The organism is Leptospira fainei serovar Hurstbridge str. BUT 6 (assembly GCF_000306235.2).
Classification (GTDB): domain Bacteria; phylum Spirochaetota; class Leptospiria; order Leptospirales; family Leptospiraceae; genus Leptospira_B; species Leptospira_B fainei.
Genome location: NZ_AKWZ02000001.1, coordinates 328,576 through 347,496 on the forward strand (window position 1 = coordinate 328,576; position 18,921 = coordinate 347,496).

At 44.2% G+C, this 18,921-nt stretch carries 18 protein-coding genes; 7 read left to right on the forward strand and 11 right to left on the reverse strand.

What is annotated here, in order from left to right; all coding sequences use genetic code 11:
* Window positions 1–93 precede the first annotated feature (93 nt).
* The 3 genes from LEP1GSC058_RS01385 to LEP1GSC058_RS01395 are packed head-to-tail and all read left to right on the forward strand — an operon-like array spanning window position 94 to window position 3,161.
* On the forward strand, window positions 94–1,506 hold the full coding sequence (locus tag LEP1GSC058_RS01385) for a UDP-N-acetylmuramoyl-tripeptide--D-alanyl-D-alanine ligase (protein WP_016547720.1): 1,413 nt from the start codon (window positions 94–96) through the stop codon (window positions 1,504–1,506).
* Window positions 1,507–1,554: 48 nt separating this feature from the next.
* Window positions 1,555–2,043 carry a 5-(carboxyamino)imidazole ribonucleotide mutase gene (gene purE, locus LEP1GSC058_RS01390; protein WP_016547592.1) on the forward strand — a complete coding sequence of 163 codons (489 nt, stop codon included), beginning with the start codon at window positions 1,555–1,557 and terminating at the stop codon, window positions 2,041–2,043.
* Complete coding sequence (locus LEP1GSC058_RS01395) at window positions 2,040–3,161, forward strand: 5-(carboxyamino)imidazole ribonucleotide synthase (protein WP_016547622.1); 1,122 nt, start codon at window positions 2,040–2,042, stop codon at window positions 3,159–3,161. Before purE ends, LEP1GSC058_RS01395 begins: the two co-directional genes overlap by 4 nt.
* 114 nt (window positions 3,162–3,275) lie before the next feature.
* Here LEP1GSC058_RS01395 and murC read toward each other — a convergent pair whose 3' ends face one another.
* Genes murC through rsmH form a run of 7 tightly spaced genes read right to left on the reverse strand, consistent with a single transcriptional unit; the run spans window position 3,276 to window position 10,879 of the window.
* Window positions 3,276–4,703 carry a UDP-N-acetylmuramate--L-alanine ligase gene (gene murC, locus LEP1GSC058_RS01400; RefSeq protein WP_016547678.1) on the reverse strand — a complete coding sequence of 476 codons (1,428 nt, stop codon included), beginning with the start codon at window positions 4,701–4,703 and terminating at the stop codon, window positions 3,276–3,278.
* Window positions 4,703–5,779, reverse strand: a complete 1,077-nt coding sequence (locus tag LEP1GSC058_RS01405; RefSeq protein ID WP_016547626.1) for a UDP-N-acetylglucosamine--N-acetylmuramyl-(pentapeptide) pyrophosphoryl-undecaprenol N-acetylglucosamine transferase — start codon at window positions 5,777–5,779, stop codon at window positions 4,703–4,705. The genes murC and LEP1GSC058_RS01405 overlap by 1 nt, the downstream gene beginning before the upstream one ends.
* Entirely contained in the window at window positions 5,776–6,927 is a 1,152-nt protein-coding gene (locus LEP1GSC058_RS01410; protein ID WP_016547554.1) for an FtsW/RodA/SpoVE family cell cycle protein, read from the reverse strand. Before LEP1GSC058_RS01410 ends, LEP1GSC058_RS01405 begins: the two co-directional genes overlap by 4 nt.
* Window positions 6,924–8,036: a phospho-N-acetylmuramoyl-pentapeptide-transferase gene (gene mraY / locus LEP1GSC058_RS01415; protein ID WP_016547547.1), complete on the reverse strand. Its 1,113-nt coding sequence runs from the start codon at window positions 8,034–8,036 to the stop codon at window positions 6,924–6,926. Before mraY ends, LEP1GSC058_RS01410 begins: the two co-directional genes overlap by 4 nt.
* A gap of 35 nt (window positions 8,037–8,071) precedes the next feature.
* Entirely contained in the window at window positions 8,072–9,577 is a 1,506-nt protein-coding gene (locus tag LEP1GSC058_RS01420) for a UDP-N-acetylmuramoyl-L-alanyl-D-glutamate--2,6-diaminopimelate ligase (RefSeq protein WP_016547620.1), read from the reverse strand.
* On the reverse strand, window positions 9,555–9,914 hold the full coding sequence (locus LEP1GSC058_RS01425; protein ID WP_016547726.1) for a hypothetical protein: 360 nt from the start codon (window positions 9,912–9,914) through the stop codon (window positions 9,555–9,557). Before LEP1GSC058_RS01425 ends, LEP1GSC058_RS01420 begins: the two co-directional genes overlap by 23 nt.
* Complete coding sequence (gene rsmH / locus LEP1GSC058_RS01430) at window positions 9,911–10,879, reverse strand: 16S rRNA (cytosine(1402)-N(4))-methyltransferase RsmH (RefSeq protein ID WP_016547677.1); 969 nt, start codon at window positions 10,877–10,879, stop codon at window positions 9,911–9,913. Before rsmH ends, LEP1GSC058_RS01425 begins: the two co-directional genes overlap by 4 nt.
* Window positions 10,880–11,058: 179 nt before the next feature.
* On the opposite strand from rsmH, the gene LEP1GSC058_RS01435 reads away from it, so the two are divergent.
* Window positions 11,059–13,056, forward strand: a complete 1,998-nt coding sequence (locus tag LEP1GSC058_RS01435) for a methyl-accepting chemotaxis protein (RefSeq protein ID WP_016547706.1) — start codon at window positions 11,059–11,061, stop codon at window positions 13,054–13,056.
* A gap of 121 nt (window positions 13,057–13,177) precedes the next feature.
* Window positions 13,178–15,172 carry a methyl-accepting chemotaxis protein gene (locus tag LEP1GSC058_RS01440; RefSeq protein WP_039947826.1) on the forward strand — a complete coding sequence of 665 codons (1,995 nt, stop codon included), beginning with the start codon at window positions 13,178–13,180 and terminating at the stop codon, window positions 15,170–15,172.
* 28 nt (window positions 15,173–15,200) lie between these two features.
* Here LEP1GSC058_RS01440 and LEP1GSC058_RS01445 read toward each other — a convergent pair whose 3' ends face one another.
* Both LEP1GSC058_RS01445 and LEP1GSC058_RS01450 read right to left on the reverse strand, forming a co-directional pair.
* Window positions 15,201–16,076, reverse strand: coding sequence for a CheR family methyltransferase (locus LEP1GSC058_RS01445; protein ID WP_016547694.1), 876 nt, complete (start codon window positions 16,074–16,076; stop codon window positions 15,201–15,203).
* A 3-nt stretch (window positions 16,077–16,079) separates the two neighbouring features.
* Window positions 16,080–16,367: an STAS domain-containing protein gene (locus LEP1GSC058_RS01450; RefSeq protein ID WP_016547583.1), complete on the reverse strand. Its 288-nt coding sequence runs from the start codon at window positions 16,365–16,367 to the stop codon at window positions 16,080–16,082.
* A gap of 151 nt (window positions 16,368–16,518) precedes the next feature.
* Between LEP1GSC058_RS01450 and LEP1GSC058_RS01455 the strand changes: the two genes are divergently transcribed.
* Window positions 16,519–17,268, forward strand: coding sequence for a menaquinone biosynthetic enzyme MqnA/MqnD family protein (locus tag LEP1GSC058_RS01455; RefSeq protein WP_016547770.1), 750 nt, complete (start codon window positions 16,519–16,521; stop codon window positions 17,266–17,268).
* 47 nt (window positions 17,269–17,315) lie between these two features.
* Here the strand turns inward: LEP1GSC058_RS01455 and hisE are convergent, their stop codons facing one another.
* On the reverse strand, window positions 17,316–17,594 hold the full coding sequence (gene hisE / locus LEP1GSC058_RS01460; protein WP_016547646.1) for a phosphoribosyl-ATP diphosphatase: 279 nt from the start codon (window positions 17,592–17,594) through the stop codon (window positions 17,316–17,318).
* A gap of 124 nt (window positions 17,595–17,718) precedes the next feature.
* On the opposite strand from hisE, the gene LEP1GSC058_RS01465 reads away from it, so the two are divergent.
* Window positions 17,719–18,555, forward strand: a complete 837-nt coding sequence (locus tag LEP1GSC058_RS01465) for a thioredoxin family protein (protein ID WP_016547591.1) — start codon at window positions 17,719–17,721, stop codon at window positions 18,553–18,555.
* A 140-nt stretch (window positions 18,556–18,695) separates the two neighbouring features.
* Here the strand turns inward: LEP1GSC058_RS01465 and LEP1GSC058_RS01470 are convergent.
* Window positions 18,696–18,921, reverse strand: a 226-nt coding sequence (locus tag LEP1GSC058_RS01470; RefSeq protein ID WP_039947879.1) for a transposase, incomplete at its 5' end; no start/stop codon positions are given.

Here is an 18,921-nt window from a genome sequence, read left to right on the forward strand (position 1 = left end):
AAAATACTGAATGTGGTTTTCTCCGCTTTCGCAAGACGATTTTTTCCAAAAATCGACTACCGTCCGTAATGGGGATCTTGAATTCTGGTGCCTATGCGATCCGATTTCAAATACGATCCGGAAACCGTTCGACGAGTTCTTTCTTCCCCATCCAAGTTTTCCTTTGCACAGGAATCCGAGATTCTATCCGTCACCACGTCCTCGGGAATGTGCGAAGCCGGCTCGCTATTCGTGCCTCTCCGAGGAAATCGTGACGGCCATGATTTCATCCCGGACGCTCTTTCCAAGGGAGCTATTCACTTTCTTTGCGAATACGAGCATACGATCCTGGAAAAACTTTCGGAGGCGGACAAAGAGAAAGCCATATTCGTTAAGGACACATTGATCGGGTTGGGCAAATTGGCCGCCTTTCATCGATCCAGATTTAAGCCGATCGTAATTGCGGTAACTGGTTCCAGCGGTAAAACGACTACGAAGGAAATCTTAGGTTCCTGCCTGGCTCCTTTGGAAGAGTCTCTAGTCGTAACCGAAAAAAATTATAATAACGAAATCGGCGTACCCTTCACCTTATTTCAAATCGGACCCAAGACGCGATATGTAATATGCGAAATGGGAATGAACACGAAGGACGAGATATCCAGATTATCTTCGATGGCAAAACCGCAATTAGCGATTATTACGACTATCGGTACCGCTCATATCGAATTCTTCAGTTCGAGAAAAGGGATCGCTAAAGCAAAAGCCGAAGTGATGGATGGAATGCCGAAAAGCGGAATCGTTTTTTATCCTGCAACGGGGGAATACAAAAGAATCTTATCTAAGAAAGCTCGAAAGGCAGGCGTTAAACTGAAATTTGTTTCGTTAACTTCTCGGATCAAAATCTTGGAAACTTTACGAGAGGGCTTTAGACTAGAGATATCCGATACGATTTTAAACTGGAATCTTCCAGGTTCTAAGTTACTGGAAAATTTATCCCTATGTATCGCGACTTTAGAGGAAATAGGGACACCGGTAGATTGGATCATACAAGGAATTCGTAATTTTAGAACGAAAGATAAACGACTCGACCTTCAGGAAGGGACGTATCGCATTCTAAACGACACTTATAATGCCAATCGAGAATCTATGCTCTCGTCCTTGGAAGCCTGTTCCCAGCTTTCCGGCGTCGATGGATTCTATGCGATTTTGGGAGATATGAAAGAAGTAGGATCTTATTCCTCCAAGTTTCATACTGAAATCGGAAAATTCGCAGCCTCTCTTTCCAACTGTAAAGGAATCTTCACTTTCGGTTCCGGTTCTATTTCCACATTCAAAGGATTTCGGAGCAAGGCGGCTCCTTCCCGAACGGCATTCTCATTCTCAGGAGACGAAGAAGGTCTTCATTCCCTACTCGAATCGGTTAGAAAGAATGTCCCGGAAGGATCGTACATATTGGCAAAAGCATCGCGCGGCATGAAGCTTGAGAGAGTCGCAGAAGCATTAAATTCGGTTTCAAAGATTGAGTAAGATCGTTTCCGGCTTGCCCCCGTACGGTTTCCGGAGGACCCTGCAAGCGTGAAACCGAAAGTAGCAGTGATTATGGGTAGTCAATCCGATTGGGAAACGATGAAGGAAGCCGTCACAATTCTTCAAGAGTTGGGAATCGCCTCGCATAAGGAAATCATCTCGGCTCATCGTTCACCGGAGATCATGATGGATTTTGCCAAGAGCGCAAGATCTAGAGGTTTCGAAATCATCATCGCCGGAGCCGGAGGGGCCGCACATTTACCCGGAATGGTAGCATCCCTAACAACCCTGCCCGTCTTGGGAGTTCCCGTCAAATCTTCCAATTTAAAAGGACTCGATAGTCTTTTATCCATCGTTCAGATGCCTGGAGGAGTTCCCGTCGGAACTCTTGCGATCGGCTCCGCCGGAGCCAAGAACGCAGGATTATTGGCTGCAAGAATTCTCTCGCTTCATGACGAGAACCTTGCTAAAAAGTTAGAAGCATACCGGGATAAAATTCGCGAAGAAGCCTTGTCTAAAAACGATCAATTAATATGAATAAAGCCCTATTTCCTCCCGCTCGATTAGGCGTCATGGGTTCGGGACAACTCGGAAGAATGTTTGCCCAGGAGGCGATTAGAATGGGCTATCGAGTCTCCGTTTATTCCCCGGAACGGAACACACCTGCGGCCTTGGCTGGAGCCGAAGAAGTAGTAGTTCCTTACGAAGATGAAACATCCCTTCGAAAATTTTTAGGAAGCGTTGACGCTGTTACATTTGAATTTGAGAATATTCCAAATAGCGAATTGACTCTCATCGAAAATTTCTCGAAAGAGACCGGACTCATCGTATCCCCGAGACCGGAGTGTATCCGGATCGCTCAACACAGAATCAGGGAAAAAACGACGTTTCGAAATTTAGGCCTACCGACGGTCGATTTTTATCCGATTGCGAATAAGTCGGATGCGGTCGCGGCTGCGGAAAAATGTAAATTTCCTGCGGTATTGAAAACTTCTACGTTCGGCTACGACGGGAAAGGGCAAACGAAATATAGGACTAGAGAAGAATTCCGATTTTGGGCGGGATCGCTCGGTACCGAACCGTTGGATCTTATTTTGGAGGAATGGGCTTCTTTCGACAAGGAAGCATCAGTGATCCTCGCCCGATCGCGAGACGGAAAATCATTCTGCTTTTCTCCGTCCGAAAACGTACATAAAAATCATATTCTGGACTTAACGATTCATCCGGGAGAATTTTCGGAAAAGACCAAAAATGCAATGGTTGCCGCCGCAGTCCGTTTAGCGGAAGGAATCGATTATGTCGGAGTCTTCGGATTAGAATTCTTTATAGTAGGCGACACATTTCTATTAAACGAATTCGCCCCACGACCGCATAATTCGGGACATTTTTCCCAAGACGCGGCTTCGGTTTCCCAATTCGAATTACAAGTAAGGATGCTCGTCGGTTTACCCATTCCGAATTTTATTTTAAGTTCCGATAGTTCCATGAAGAATATTTTAGGGCAAGACTTTGCTCCCGATTCCGAGCAATGGTTAAAATATATGTCCGATGCGAGGTATTCCCTTCACCTCTACGGAAAATCCGAACCGCGAACGGATAGAAAAATGGGCCACTGGAATTACGTTGGTGAAAATCCGAAAAATGCCTTCAAGTAGTCGGGGCTATTCGCTGGATTGTCGTGTTGACTTCGTCAACGCTCCTAACCGGAAGGAAGCGATTTCGGAAATTTCGTTAAACGAACAGGCCTAATTTTAAGATCACCGAACCGACTAGGATAAAAATTCCATTCCCCAATCTCTAACATTCCCGGCCCCGAGCGTGACTAGCTTATCACCGGATCGAAGAAACTTTCGTAACTCGGCACATCCCATTTTGACGTCATCGGAAAGAAGAATCGGTTTTCTCTTCATAGCTTCTACGATCAATTCGGAGCTTACCCCGGGAATCGGATTTTCCCCCGCGGAATATATCGGCAGAAGATATACGATCTCTCCCGACTCCAAACTCTCCGCGAATTCTTTGTATAAATTTTGTGTTCGAGTGAACCTATGAGGCTGAAAAAGGACGACCGTTCTTCCTTTCCCATCGGACATTTCCGCCATTGAAGAAAGCACCGCTCTCACTTCGGTCGGATGATGACCGTAATCATCATAGACGTCGACTCCGTCTACGGATCCTAAGTATTCCAGCCTTCGCTTAACGCCAGAATAGGCGGAAATTGATCGCACTGCATCTTCGGCGGATATACCGACCTCTATACCTGCCATAATCGCCGCCAAAGAATTTCGCAAATAATGGGCTCCAGGAAACTTGGAACTGAAAGAAATCTCACTACCATTATAAAGAAACGTTAAACGACCTTTTTCGATCTTATATGCGATCACTGAATCGACTTCCAGGCCGAATTTCCTTTCTAGGGAAGACCCGTTTTTTTCTTTGTTCCAATGTTCGGAGTCGATTTCGAAAAATCCGAATATCGTTTTTCTAGATCGAACCAAAGGAATACATTCCCGTATACCGGGATCGTCCAAATTTAGAATAATACGCCTTCGTGTCTTATCGACGAACTTCGCAAACGCTTCCAAAAGATTCCTCCTCGACTTATAATAGTCCAGGTGATCTTCATCAATATTCGTTAATATACGGATAGGCGCATCATGATTCAAAAACGTACCGTCCGACTCGTCGGATTCAAAAACCGCATATTTTCCTTGCACGAATCTTCCCCCTTTTCCTTCCAAAAACGCGACTTCTCCTCCTACCATTACGGAAGGTTTCAAGCCGACTGAATCCAAAAGAAACCCCGTCATAGCGGTGGTAGTGGTCTTACCGTGAGAACCGGCTACCGCAATACCGATTTGTGAAGCGAAACAATCATGTAACACTTTCGACCGATGAAAGAAGGGAACTCCACGATCGTTCAGGACTTTTGCAATCGGATGTTCATCCAATCGAATTGCGGAAGAGTAAATGGCCGCATCGAATCGGTCCGGAATTTCGTCGGATTTGGAATAGATTATCGCGCCCTTCTCTTCCAATATTTTCGTCGTGGGACTTTTCTTTCCGTCGTAGCCGACAACAGGCAACCCGATATCGAGTAGAATGTGTGCGAGGCTAGACATTCCGGATCCGCCGATGCCAAGGAAAAAAGGTTTAGAAAATGATAAATCGGGTTTGGAAAAATTAAATCCGGACATCAATCCTTTCCGAAGAAGAATCGAACGGTATCCTCTGCAGCATCGACATGAGAACACTCCAAAGATTTCACTGAAATATCATTTAACTTTTTCGGGTCATCCGTGAGGTCGGAAAGAATTTTAAAGAGCTTACTCTCGTCCTCGTCGCGTTGTTCTATCACAACCGCTGCTCCATTCCCCTCCATGTATTTTGCGTTAGCGGTTTGATGGTCGTCTTTCGCAAAGGGATAGGGAATTAGAATCATCGGAAGGGCGAATGCGGCACATTCGGAAAGTACTCCGGATCCGGAGCGAGCTATGACTAAGTTTGCCCATTCGTAATGCTCCGCCATATTATCGGAGTATGAAATTAAATCCGCGGTCTTGGTTTTCTTGGAAACCTCGTCGTATAGAGCCGTTCCTGTCAACATGCGGAAACGAAATCTTTCCTGAATCATTTCATGTTTCATTAGATTGACGACTATATTATTAATTTGACGAGCGCCTTGCGAACCACCCATAACTAAAACATTGAACTGCTTCTTCTTTTTCGGATCCCATTTATCGCTGAATTTTAATGCGAGTTTCGGAACGGTCTTATTTCGGAGCGGATTTCCTAAAATTTCCCATTGGCAAGAAAGCTTAGTATCCCGAGGAGGAAAGCTAAAGGCGACCTTGTCGGCAAAGCGAAAGAAGATTCGGTTAACATTCCCTGGAATGCAATTTTGTTCGCATAGAAAAATCTTTTTACGAAATATTAGAGCGTAGAGAAGAGCGGGAAAACTGGAGTATCCCCCCATCCCGATCACCGCGTCCACCCCGAGACGGGAGAACTGTATCCAGGATTTTAACAATTGATAGATATAGTGGAACGGTAAGAATAAAAAATTCCCGGATAAATTCGGAGTATTATGCCATAGAACTTCGCAAGGGGCCTGTTTAAGGTCAGGGTTATCTTTGTTTCGATAAAGAGAATGGATATAAATTTTTTCGATATCGAAGGACGGTATCTTGGCGGCGATCAGTGTTTCCGCCAACGCGACTCCCGGAGAAATATGACCGCCGGTCCCGCCGGCCGCGATTAAGACGGATCTCATACGCCTAGGTTTTCTCTTCTAGTAATATTGACAAGAATTCCGAAAGCCGCCAGAACAACAAGTAGCGAGGACCCGCCGTAACTCATAAACGGGAGACTGATCCCCGTGATCGGAAATAATCCCGTGACCACATAACTATTAATCACAAACTGTGTGCCGAGAATAAACAGAAGGCCCGCTCCTAGGTAAAAACCGAACGGGTCCGAAACTTTCTTTAATAACACGTATGTTCGATACAAAAGAAACAGAACCAAACCGAAAAAGAAAAGGAAGCCGACAAATCCGAAGTCTTCCACAAAGGTAGCCAATACGAAATCCGTATGGCTGTAAGTCAGATATCGGTGAGCATATCCGCTCGCGAGTTTATTCCCGAACCATCCTCCGTCCAAAAATGCCCTAAACGAAGTCACCAATTGATGTCCCTCATCAAAACGGAATTTATACGGATCTAGCCAAACTTCCACCCGCTTCTTTCGGTAGCCGACACGATCAACCAGTAAATAAGCGAGCGGGAGGGATACCAAACCTACTAAAAGTAAATTACGAAACGGAAATCCGAAAAGGAATACGAACGCTAAGACGACGAATAGGATCTCCATCGTCGTTCCAAATGCGGGCTCAGCGAGAATTAAAACGAGAACGGAGAGAAGTAGAGCGCCGGGAATTAAAAACTTTTTCGGTTCTCGATTTTCCTTATCTTTCAATTTGGAAATCATAGCGGAGAGATAAATCACCACAGCAAGCTTTGCGATCTCCGACGGTTGAAGCTGGTATGGTCCGATGCCTATCCAACGATGGAAGTTTCTTCCATAATAGGTTCCGACCGATTTTCCGATTCCCGGAATAAATACCAGGATGAGAAGTATGATGCTTACTATGATGCCGGCCAATGCGAATCGCTCCAAACGACGGTAGGAGAAATTTGCGAAAAAGAAAAAAACAAGAATTCCGATGATCGCCCAAAGAGCTTGTTTTTTTAAAAAATACTCGGAATCGTGAAAATCTCTCCATGCCGTAATAGAAGAGCTGGAATACATTACGCAAATTCCGAACAGTAAAAGTAGGAAGATCGTTCCTACCATGGGCGGATCGAAAGGAGCCCCGGGCGACTCCCAGAATTCCCTCCATCTACGCCCTAATTCTTTCATTGAATTTTCAGACTTGAAAGTGAGATGATCGCTAAAATGACGGCTACGATCCAAAAACGAATAACTACTTTCGTTTCGGAAATCCCAACCAACTCGAAATGATGATGCAAAGGAGCCATCTTAAAAATTCTTTTTTTAGTTAATTTAAAAGAACCTACTTGCAAAATTACTGATAAAGACTCGGCCACGAAGATCCCGCCTAGTATCACGAGTAAGATTTCTTTTTTGAGCATCACACAAGTCATTCCGATTGTGGCACCTAAAAAAAGAGATCCGGTATCCCCCATAAACACTTGAGCCGGATGAGTATTGAACCACAAAAAACCGATAAGAGCTCCGGCCAACGCGGAAAGGAAAACGCTATATTCGTGAGCTCCGGGTAAATAAGGAATATTTAAATAATTAGCGGCGACCGGAGTTCCTGACACGTAAGAAATGATCGCAAGAGTCGTCACCGCAATGCAAGCCGTTCCTCCGGCAAGCCCGTCCAAACCGTCTGTCAGATTGACTCCATGGCAGGCGCCGAGAATTACTAAAATTGAAAATGGAATCGCCAAGATACCGAGCGCGAGAACGGGTCCTTTCACAAAAGGTAGGAATAAATCCGTTAAATGAAACGGAATTCTGCCGGAAGAACCTCCGTGAGACTCGCCCGTATAATAGAAATAGACAGCACAGAAACCGGCCGAAAGAAGAATCGATAAAACGAATTTGGTTCGAGCTCTCATTCCTCCTTTGATCTTTTTTACCGATTTCATATAATCGTCCCCGAATCCGAGCGCGGAAAACAATACGGCGCCGGCTAATAAAAGGAGCACGTTTAAATTTTTGAGGTTTCCCCAGAGCAATACGGATAAAAGCAAAGCGCCTACAATCATCAAGCCGCCCATCGTGGGAGTTCCCGATTTCGCGTTATGAGATTTAGGACCGTCATCTCTGACGCTTTCACGAAATTTCAATCCATACAGAAAACGGATCATCCTTCCGCCGAACCAAAAGGTGATGAACATGGACGTTAAGCCGGCCATCAAAGCGCGAAAGGTTACATAGCTGAAAATACGAAGGGAATCCCATTCCCGGAAAAAATACTCGTATACGTAATAGAACATAGTCCCCTTGGTCCGAATCGGAAGATCTCTTAAACCTATCGTCCTGATTCGGAAAACTGCCAAGCTTTTTGTATCTCTTCGCCGTCGTCGAAATGACGTTTTTCTTTTCCGACGATCTGATAGTCTTCGTGTCCTTTACCGGCGACCAAAAGACAACCTCCTTCGCGTAAAACGGAGATCCCTCGCCGAATAGCCACGGCCCGATCCGTTTCGCGAAGGAACGGAGTAAACCCGGCCGAAAAACCGGATTGTATTTCGTCCAAGATTGCCTCGGGGTTCTCAGTTCTGGGATTATCCGAAGTCAGAATGACTTTATCCGCAAGTCTCTCCGCAATTCGAGCCATTTGAGGCCGCTTCGTCCGATCACGGTCTCCGCCGCATCCGAATAAAACGATTAATTCCTTAGGTTTCGATTCCCGAACGCTCTTTAAGATATTTTCAAGAGCATCCGGGGTATGCGCATAATCTACCACCGCCATTCTTGACCGATCAGGACTATAGTATAGCTGGAACCTTCCGGGAATTTGCGGAATAGAACGAAGAGCTTCCAGCAGAGAATTTCGAGGCCAACCAAGTCCTAAAGCCGTAGTCAGAGCCAAAGCCGTATTACGAATATTGAACCCGCCTAATAAGTTCGTATGAATTCGAGCTCGACCACCCCATACCGGCGGGATTTCGAAATCGTATTCGGTGCCCTGCAGTGAAAATTCTTCTTTTGAGATTTTCAGTTCGCCGTTCTCGTCGGAAATCGCAAAGAGTTTCAAGTCAGGACGGCCCTTACGGATCAAGTTAAACATTTGCGAGCCACCGGGTGAAGCTAGATCTAAAACTCCGAACGCTCCCGATTCGGTCTTCAAGGACTGGAAGAGTAGACTTTTACTCCGGAGATAATCCTCCATGTTCGAATGAAAGTCTAGATGGTCCTGAGTGAGGTTGGTAAAAACACCTGCAATAAAGCGAACACCGTCGGTTCTACCTAATTTCAGACCGTGTGAACTGGCTTCCATGAAGACGTATTCGATTCCTGCATCCAACATTTCCTTTAAAATCTCTTGGAGTGTGCACGCATCCGGAGTAGTATAACCGGTATCTTTTTTCTTTCCTTTAAACCTAACCCCTACGGTTCCGATAACGCCACAGCTCGCTCCAACTGCTTCACCCAATGAAGCAAGTATATAAGTAAGAGACGTTTTTCCGTTTGTTCCGGTAATGCCGATCACTTTCAAAGATTCGGATGGATTCCCGAGAAGGAAGGAGGCGATTTTTCCCGCATATTTTTCGGGATCTTGCGGAGACGTTAAGATGATCTTATTCGGAAGATCCGGAATTTGAGTCCCATCTTGAAACAAAAGAAAGCGTCCGATCGATTCGGCGGCGTATTCGATTCCTTTAATCCCCAAGGAATTCGGAACGCAAAACAGATCCTGTTCGGAAAGTTGACGGGAATCCGTGCGAGCAAAGATAACTTCTTCAGAATCGTCGAAAAAGGGAGATAAAACTTTTATCCCGGGAAATGCTTCAAGGAGAACGGAAAGTTTCAAGATCGGTCTCGTTTCGTTCCGGAGGGAGCGTTACGGTAATAATTCTATCCCCCACGGTAATCGGCAAGTAATGATACGTTTTCCTGTATAATGCTTCGATACGGCGGGCAGAAGTATAAGTAGCCATTCCGATTTTAAGATCGTCGTTTTTCTTTAAAAGCAGTTCTTTAGATTGGGAAGTGAGAGCCAGTTCTCGATTCAACCTGGCTACTTGCACGTTTTGCCAAACGAATAAAAATAAGAAAAAGCAAGGAAGAGCTACTTTTAAAAAAATCAGTCCTAAAAATGACAAGTCTCTCCAGATTCGATGGTCCGCAAATTCAACGATTCGACTCATTCTTCTTCGTCTTCCTCCTCTTCTATATCCATAGTATCGGACGGAAGAAGTTTATCTATGACCCTCAATTTAGCGGATCGAGATGCATTGTTTTCGCGCATCTCTTCTTCCCCCGGAAGAACCGGTTTTTTCGTCACAACTTTAGCGTCCGACAAACGGGCGTAATCGCGAAACTTATTCTTAACGATCCGATCTTCCAAAGAATGAAATGAGATGACTTGAAACCGCCCGCCGGGAGCAAGCACTTCAAGAAGCTTGGATAAGCCGAACTCTATATGAAGTAATTCCTGATTCACCTCTATCCGCAAGGCCTGAAAAACTCTGGTCGCAGGATGACGTCCCGGAGGCCAGAATTTTCGGGGAATCACTCTAGAGATTAACTGAGCTAATTCACCGGTATAGGAAATCCGACCGTGTCTTCTCCGTTCCAGCACGGCTTCCACGATTTTCTTGGTCCAACGCTCTTCTCCATATTCATAGAAAATTTTACTAAGAGCCTTGTCCGGATACGTATTAATCACATCTTCCGCGGATATGCCTCCACTTGCGGAAAGCCTCATGTCCAACGGTTCGTTTTCCCTGAAGCTGAAGCCGCGCCCGGCATGTAAGAGATGAAATGTGGAAATTCCTAAATCCAGAAGAATGCCGTCCGGTTGTCGACCTATTCCCGCTTCGCGAAGAAATTCCCCGTCCACTTCGGAAAAATTCGCCTCAATAAAATGAGTACGATCGTGAAATCCTTCTAAACGGGCCTTTGCTCTGGATAGCATCACCGAGTCCCGATCTAGTAGAATAATATTTGCGCGGGGAAAATTTTCTAAAAGGAGAAGGGAATGTCCCCCTTCACCCGCAGTGCCATCTAGAAAAAGAATTTCCTGATCTGGTGCGAAAACGTCTAGAAAGAAGGAAAGAATCTCGCGGTAAAGGACGGAGTAATGGACCGGTTCCAATTTATGTTCCAACATCCCTTTATCGGCTTTTAGGGGCAACTGTAAAGCGAAACGATGGTATTAAAAGAGCCAATAGCGCATTAAATCGAAAGTAAAACCGTAAGAATTAATGGTACGGATTATTCAAGAAAGAACAAATAATTGACTCTCCCGAAATTATCTTCAAAACAGGTCGTCTTAATAAATAATATTATATGAAACGTCAAAGTCTGATATTTATCCTGCTCGCTTATAGCATTTCGATTATCGCCATTCTTGTAGTAACGATTTCCGGAGTGGCCTTAGGCGTCGGAAAAGATCAGATCGAAGAAATTTACTTCACTCAAATGAGAAGCGTAAGCCAATCCGCCGGGTTGGAAATCGAAAACTTTTACGATACCCAGTTAAGAGTCGCGGAAATTCTGGCTGAAGATCCCCGAACCAAGGAAACCATTCGCAGCGGAAAGCCGATCGCTCAGACATTGTACAAGGAAGTTCTCCAAAAATTCGGCGCATACGAGAATGTATTCGTTACCACGATCGAAAAAGATCCGTTAGTGATCACGGATGCTTTGGAAAAAGGTACCGGATTACGCTTAGGGTTAAGGGAGCAAAACATTCCGAATATTAAGGCGGCCTTAGAAGGAAAATTTCACTTAGGAAAGCCTCTCCGTTCTCCTATCACAAAATTACCGGTATCGTTGCTCACCGTTCCAGTAATGGATGCGGGGAAAGTAATCGGAATCGTGGCCCTGGCCGTCTCCTTGGAATCACTTTCGGAAAAAGTAATTAAGAATTATAAAATAGGCCAACAAGGGTATTTGGCGGCGATTACTGCGGACGGAATATTGTACGCGCACCCTAAAAAAGACATGATCCTGAATTTGGATGTGACGAAAGAGACCACTTATGGAAAAAAATTATTAACTTTGACGTCCGGCGAAATGATGGAATTCGAGTTTAGAGGTCAGGAGCGATATGCGACCCTCTTCCGTCTCAAGAATTGGGATACTTTAGCCATCGTAATCGTTCCGAAGGATGAAATTTGGAGTTCATTCAAAGGAATGCTTCTCGCAATACTCGCCGCCTCGACATTGACCGCAATTATCGCTCTTTCAGTCCTCTATTTTCTATTAAAAAGACGGTTAGGCCCTCTGAGTAAGGCGAGCAAGGTCTTTCAGTCGATGGCCTTAGGTGATCTGACTACCAATGTCGAAGCCGCATATAACGACGAGATCGGAACGATGAGCTTAGAAATGAATACGTTTATCGGCAGCTTGCGATCCTCGCTACGCGAAATCCAACGTATCGCTCTAGAATTGGGTGCAGCTGCCGAACAATTGACCGGTTCATCCCAAGCATTCGCTTCGGGAGCCCAATCGACGGCCGCATCTTCCGAAGAAATGTCGGCAACGGTCGAGGAAATGTCGGCAGGAATGGAAAGCATATCTTCGATTACGGATACACAATATAAGAATATTCTTGAATTTCATTCCAAAATCAAAGAGCTATCGGCAGGAGTTCGAAAGATTGGATCGGAAATTCAAGGAACGCTCGGAGTGGCAAAATCGATTTCAACACAGGCGCGGAAAGGAGAAGAGTCGCTTAAAGGAATGAGCGGAATGATCGGCAACATTCTTAAATCTTCGGGCGAAATGACCGCAATTATCGGAATCATAAACGATATTTCCGATCAGACTCAACTGCTTGCTTTGAATGCCGCCATCGAAGCAGCAAGAGCGGGCGAAGCGGGAAAAGGATTTGCAGTAGTGGCCGAAGAAATTTCCAAGCTTTCAGTTAAAACGGCTTCTTCAATCAAATCTATCGGAGATATGATCAATAAAAATAATTCCGAACTGAACGTCGGCGCTAAAGGAATCCAATCTTCCGTGGAAATCATACACAGCATCATTCAAAGCGTCGATTCGGTCGCGGAGGCAATGAACCATCTTTATGAAATAACTTCTGCCCAGGAGGGAATCAACCAGATCGTCGACAATCAGGCCGATAAGGTAGGATCGGAAGCGGAATCAGTCAAACTTGCAACCGGCGAGCAAAAACGCGCCGTACGAGAAATAACGCAAGTAATCACCCAAATAAACGAGCATACGCTCAATACCGCCTCTGGCTCGGAACAAATGTCATCATCGGCGCAGAATCTTGCCACAACTGCCGAAACCTTAAAGAATATCACCGACAAATTCAAAATATGAAAATATCAATTCCATATCGTCTTTTTTGAATGATATAGAAAGTATGCATTAGCTATTTCTTTTCGTCTATAATATGTATCATTAAATTTCTATTTCCGGTTATAATTCTAAAAGAGTACCAATGCGACGCAACAGTTTAAAACTAATTTTGTTATTTTCCAGTAGCGCTACGGTTATCCTTTTAACTGCGGCGTTATCCTCATTCGCTTATTTTACTGCAAAGAGCTATATTGAAGAAACATACATTGACGAAATGAAAAAAGTCTCCCGCGTAAGTTCTCGGGAAATAAAGGATTTCTTCGATACACAATTCAATTTAGCAAAATTCATCGCCAACCAATCTACGGTCATAAAAGCCGCTGCCGGCCAAGATCGTGCCGTTTTGAATCCGATGTTAGCCGACCTTAATAGTAAATTTGCCGTCTATGAGAATGCGTTTTTTTCCACCCCCGAGGAAAATCCACTGACATTCGCCGATGCGACCGGAAAGGGGTCTAACTTTCGCTGGGGAAAAAAGGGATTTGATGAAAACATCCAAGCGTCCTTGCAAGGAAAACCTTTTTTAAGTAAAGTAGGACAATCCCCGATTACGAAGGAACCTGTAACGCTTCTTACTGTCCCGATTATGGATGGAAAAAAAGTCGTAGGAATTTTGGGATTCGCACTCTCTCTGAACTCGGTAACGGAAGCGGTCGTTAAAGACGTAAAAATCGGAGCCGACGGTTATATCGCAATTGTAGATTCGGCAGGAGTTGTCGTAGGACATCCTGACAAGTCTTTGATTATGAAATTGGATTTATCAAAGACCGAATGGGGACGCCGCATGTTGTCCCTGAAAACGGACCAACATACCGAATATTTCTTTAAGAAAGAAAAAATTGCGACCGTTTATAGGATTGAAGAATATGGGATGTTAGTTGCTGCGGTGGTATCGAAGGACGAACTTGCCGACGTCGTCCACTCGATGTTATATAAGATTATCGCCTTTGCGGCAATATTTCTAGTCGTATCTATTTTGTTTCTCTCCAGATTATTAACGACTCGCCTGAAACCTTTGGAAGAGGCGCGAAATCTTTTCAAATCCATGTCACAAGGAGACCTTAGTAAAGATTTAGATATCATCCATGACGATGAAATCGGAGATCTAAGCCGGGATACGAACGCATTCTTAAACGGTCTAAAAAATTCATTAAAAGAGATACAGAAAGTGTCTTCCGAGCTTGCATCTTCCGCCGAAGCCTTATCCGCGAATTCGGAGAACTTTTCCAATTCCGCTCAATCTACGGCTGCATCCACGGAGCAAATGTCCGCTACCGTCGAGGAGATGTCGGCGGGAATGGAAACGATTTCAGGAACGACCGAAAATCAGTATAGGAATATTTCGGATTTTCACGCCAAAATATCGGAGCTTTCGGAAAGCGTTCGAAAGATAGGCGAAGAAATTCAAAGTACTTTAGGAATCGCTAAATCGATATCATCTCAGGCAAAAAAAGGGGAAGAATCTCTGAACGGAATGACGGATATGATCGCAAACATTCTCAAATCCTCAGGAGAAATGAAAGCCATCGTAGGAATCATTAATGATATTTCCGATCAAACGCAATTACTCGCACTAAATGCGGCGATAGAGGCGGCCCGTGCGGGAGAAGCCGGAAAAGGATTTGCAGTCGTTGCTGAGGAAATTTCCAAGCTTTCCGAAAAAACAGCCTCATCGATTAAATCCATTTCATCGATGATCGCCAAGAATAATACCGAATTAGATTCCGGTGCAAAAGGAATTCAATCCTCTACCGAGATTATTCATGCGATAATCCGCAATGTGGATAGCGTATCGGATGCGATGGACAAACTCTATTCGATCACTTCGTCACAAGAGGAAGTGAATAAGATTGTGAACCAGAAAGCCAATCAGGTGGGAGCCGAATCGGAATCCGTCAAAATAGCCACCGCGGAGCAACGGCGCGCTGTCCGAGAAATCGCACAAGTCATCATTCAGATCAACGAACATACGTTAAATACCGCGTCAGGTGCGGAACAAATGTCGACTTCTTCGAAAGGACTTTCAAGCACCGCAGAAACTCTTAGAAGAATCGCGGAAAAATTCAAGTTCAACTGATAATAAGGCCTGTGAAGGAAATTCAGACTTAAATTTTAGGCTTTTTTTGATAAATCGTATGACCGAGAAATTTATAAGCTTCTGAAATCCCGAATAGCGTCTCGGAATGTCCAATGACCATTAGCCCTCGATCTTTAAGCACCTGTTCGAAATTTTCGAAAATCTTTTTCTGAGTTTGTTTATCAAAATAAATGATAACATTCCTGCAGAAGATACAATCCATCTTTTCTATGAAAGGATAAGGCGTTTCCAGAAGATTAATTTTTTTAAATTCGATCATGGACTTTAGTTCAGGCTTGACTTGATATAAATCTTCATCTCTTCCCGACAAATCCCGGACGCGTAAAAAATATTTCTTCTTTAACGACTCGCTGACCGGCTCGAGTCTGTCGGGTTTATAAACACCGTCCTGAGCGGTCTTTACGACGTTCGTATCGATATCGGACGCAAAAATCTTAATATCCCAACCCGGTTTAAAAGCGAAGTATTCGGCGCAAGTGATAGCGATCGAATACGGTTCTTCTCCGGTAGAGGAAGCGCTTGACCAAATGCGAAGGCTTTTCTTACCAGTTTTGGCCGCCTTTTCCTCGACGGAGGGAAAAAAAACGTCTTTCAAAAATTCAAAGTGATGATTCTCGCGAAAAAAATCCGTTTTGTTTGTAGTTATGCGATTAATAAGTTCCGTTAATTCGCTTTCGAAAAACTTACGATCGGCCTGAAGGGCTCGGATATAGTCGGAGACACTCGCCATCTTATGAAATCGCGCTCTCGAATTCAGTCTGGATTGGACCATAATCTTCTTATGATCCGCCAAAAAAATACCGGTTTCCCGATACATTAAATCTTTAACGAATCGAAACTCTTCGTCCGAAATCTGGACTAAATGAGAAAATGTGTCTTCCATGAATTATTGAATCCCGAGCGCCTGGTCTAGGGAAACGAGTTTGATAATTTCTAGTAATTTCGGGGAAACATTAATCGTTTCCAATTTCATTCCCTGGCTACGAAGCCGGTTTGCAAAGGCGACCAGAGCCCCTAATGCGATAGAAGTCAAAACCTGCACTTCCTTCAGATCCAACACCACATGAGTTGGACTTCCTTCCAAATGAGAGTTTAGGAATGCGCGTAAATCTTCGTGGTCCGCGTTAAGAACCTCGTAATTTAAGGTAATTACGATTTTATTTTTTTCGCTCATCTCTAATATCCGACGGGACTTTCCCATTTCGGAATACAGTCGAGAATCGACTCTGAAAAGAAAAGGAAAAAGCTAATTTTTCTGGCTGGGAATCCATGAATTGGTTTTTTGGCTATTAGAACCCTTCCAGAAGCAGATTCGGAAATCAAGATTGAAAATCGGTATCGTTAAACACTTGAATGCAAGACCCCTAACTTGGGGCTTCGAGCACCATTCGGAACATAAAGTGGTGCCGGAAAATCCCTCCCTTTTAAAGGATTATTTGCTTCGAGGTTTAATCGACGTAGGACTTATTTCATCGATCGAATGCTTGAGAAACGCCGACGTTCTTTCGGTATCTATGAAAGTCGGAGTCTGTGCCACCGAACAAGTTCGTTCCATAAAATTCTTTAAAAATAAAAAAGAACCTTATCCTCCATTTCGAATCCTGACTGATAACGGTTCGCGAACTAGTATGGCGCTGGTGAGAGTTTTGGTTCATAATGAATCCGGACATCTCCCTGAAGTTTCTCCAACCGATCCGAGGATAATTAAGGAAGAAATTTCCATCGGTCGCGGATCGCATATGCTATTCGGCGACAATGCATTGTTCGCGGAGTGGAATCCTGAAATTTATGAAGTTCGAGATTTGGCTGGCTGGTGGTACGAGACGACAGGGACCTCCTTCATTTTCGCTCTTTGGGCCTCGAAAAAACCGCTGGAACTGCCGGATTCCTTCTTCATGGATTCGTTGAAATTTGGACAAGATCATATAGAAGATATAATCGCCAAGGAGACCCGTCTCCCCGAAGAACTTGTGCGCAAATATCTTACGCAAGAACTTCATTACGAAATTACCGAATCCGATAGAGCCGGTCTGGATCGTTTCGGCAAATATTGTGCTGATTTAGGAATTCTCTAGATCAAATCGCACCTTTAATCGGAATTTAGAGCAAGAACCGGAACGACTTAAGAATGGCGTTTTCTAAGCTCCGCAACGATGTCGGAAAGAGAAAGTCCCCTTTCCACTAAAAGAACCTGCAAATGAAATAAAAGATCGGCGGCTTCGTGTGTGAGTTCCTTCTGATCGGCGTTCTTTGCAGCGATAATCACTTCGCCCGCTTCTTCTCCGACTTTCTTCAGAATCCGATCAACTCCGCTGCGAAAGAGGTCGGCAGTATAGGATTTTTCCGGGAGTTCCGCCTTTCGTTTCTTAAGGATTTCCTCGAGCTGAAGCAGAAATTCCATTTTTCCCCCTTGAGATAACTTCGAATTTCCGGTCTTACTTCCTTGGGTAAACTAAAAAACCGGCTTTTTCCGAATTCCTCATTCCGATACTTTGGAAAAAAGGTCTGATAATAAGGTTCGACTTATGAATCTACGGAATCCATTTCTTATCCTACTATTCTCCGTAATATTTTCAGTAGTTTCTACGGATATTGCTGCGGTTGGAGTACAGTGGGAGTCGTCCGTAGAAAAAGCTTTCGCAAAGGCTAAACAAGAAGGAAAGCCCATCTTTATCGATGTCTATGCGGATTGGTGCGGATATTGCAAAACGCTAAAAAAAGAGATCTATCCTAAGAAAGAAGTACAGGCAGAGTTATCACGTTTTGTACTCCTTTCCCTCGACGGGGACAGATTCCCCAATTTGAAAAAAAAATACCAAGTCTCCGGATACCCCACCCTTCTATTCCTGGATCGAAACGGTAGCATAACCGAAAAAATTAGCGGCATGCCTGACGCAAAAATGGTCGTGAAGACTCTTAGGAAGGCTTATTCAAAACGCGACCAGGAAGGGGACCTTTTGGCCTCGTTAGAAAAGAATCCCGGAGATTCTAAACTACTTTTAAAAGTGGGAGAATATTATTTCGAAGCGAGAGAATATGCTAAGGCTGCGAATTACTTTTATAAGGCTTTCTCATCCGATGAAAAACGCACCACAGAAAATCAACATAGAGCTTTATTCAATCTAGGCGTCACTTATTCCGAAATGCAGAACTACGAGAAAACCGTAAAAACGTTTACGTTGTATTTAGAAAAATATCCTCCAGGCACAGGGTATGCGCAAGCTGCCTTTTATTATAGGGGAATAGCTTTCAAGGAACTCGGTAAAAAGGAAGAAGCGAAGAGCGACCTGACAAAAGCGTTAGAACTAAGTTCCGATCCGACTGAAAAGAAAGAGCTGGAAGGCATTCTTCGAACATTATAAATATTGCAAATTCTTGAGGGGCGTAGGCCCACCCTTCCTGGGTGGGAGCCTGTTGAAAAAGAGGCCTGGTTTGTCTGAAAATTCTTCTTCCTCTTTAAAGCGAATGGCAAAAAGAAGAAGGGACTGCCGTAGCAGATCGTTTAAATATACCGAAATCCGCAAATTTTTCCTATGTTGTGAGCGGAGCATCTTTCGGACCATTCAAGAGAAACTTTTTCCAATCCTTTTGTCATGAATCTATTTCCTGCACGAGATCCTTTCATTGCACCAAAGACGCCTTCAATCGAAGAAAACCGTTTGGCATAAATTTTTCTCGATTTCGGGTTTTGTAACTTTTTGCGCATTTCCATCGTGTAGAAATTATTC

Bases quoted from the DNA above. Each gene is read 5' to 3' on its own strand.
- LEP1GSC058_RS01385 (WP_016547720.1), top strand. From the start codon at position 94: ATGCGATCCGATTTCAAATACGATCCGGAAACCGTTCGACGAGTTCTT.
- LEP1GSC058_RS01395 (WP_016547622.1), top strand. From the start codon at position 2,040: ATGAATAAAGCCCTATTTCCTCCCGCTCGATTAGGCGTCATGGGTTCG.
- murC (WP_016547678.1), bottom strand. From the start codon at position 4,703: ATGTCCGGATTTAATTTTTCCAAACCCGATTTATCATTTTCTAAACCT.
- LEP1GSC058_RS01405 (WP_016547626.1), bottom strand. From the start codon at position 5,779: ATGAGATCCGTCTTAATCGCGGCCGGCGGGACCGGCGGTCATATTTCT.
- LEP1GSC058_RS01410 (WP_016547554.1), bottom strand. From the start codon at position 6,927: ATGAAAGAATTAGGGCGTAGATGGAGGGAATTCTGGGAGTCGCCCGGG.
- mraY (WP_016547547.1), bottom strand. From the start codon at position 8,036: ATGTTCTATTACGTATACGAGTATTTTTTCCGGGAATGGGATTCCCTT.
- LEP1GSC058_RS01425 (WP_016547726.1), bottom strand. From the start codon at position 9,914: ATGAGTCGAATCGTTGAATTTGCGGACCATCGAATCTGGAGAGACTTG.
- rsmH (WP_016547677.1), bottom strand. From the start codon at position 10,879: ATGTTGGAACATAAATTGGAACCGGTCCATTACTCCGTCCTTTACCGC.
- LEP1GSC058_RS01435 (WP_016547706.1), top strand. From the start codon at position 11,059: ATGAAACGTCAAAGTCTGATATTTATCCTGCTCGCTTATAGCATTTCG.
- LEP1GSC058_RS01440 (WP_039947826.1), top strand. From the start codon at position 13,178: ATGCGACGCAACAGTTTAAAACTAATTTTGTTATTTTCCAGTAGCGCT.
- LEP1GSC058_RS01445 (WP_016547694.1), bottom strand. From the start codon at position 16,076: ATGGAAGACACATTTTCTCATTTAGTCCAGATTTCGGACGAAGAGTTT.
- LEP1GSC058_RS01450 (WP_016547583.1), bottom strand. From the start codon at position 16,367: ATGAGCGAAAAAAATAAAATCGTAATTACCTTAAATTACGAGGTTCTT.
- hisE (WP_016547646.1), bottom strand. From the start codon at position 17,594: ATGGAATTTCTGCTTCAGCTCGAGGAAATCCTTAAGAAACGAAAGGCG.
- LEP1GSC058_RS01465 (WP_016547591.1), top strand. From the start codon at position 17,719: ATGAATCTACGGAATCCATTTCTTATCCTACTATTCTCCGTAATATTT.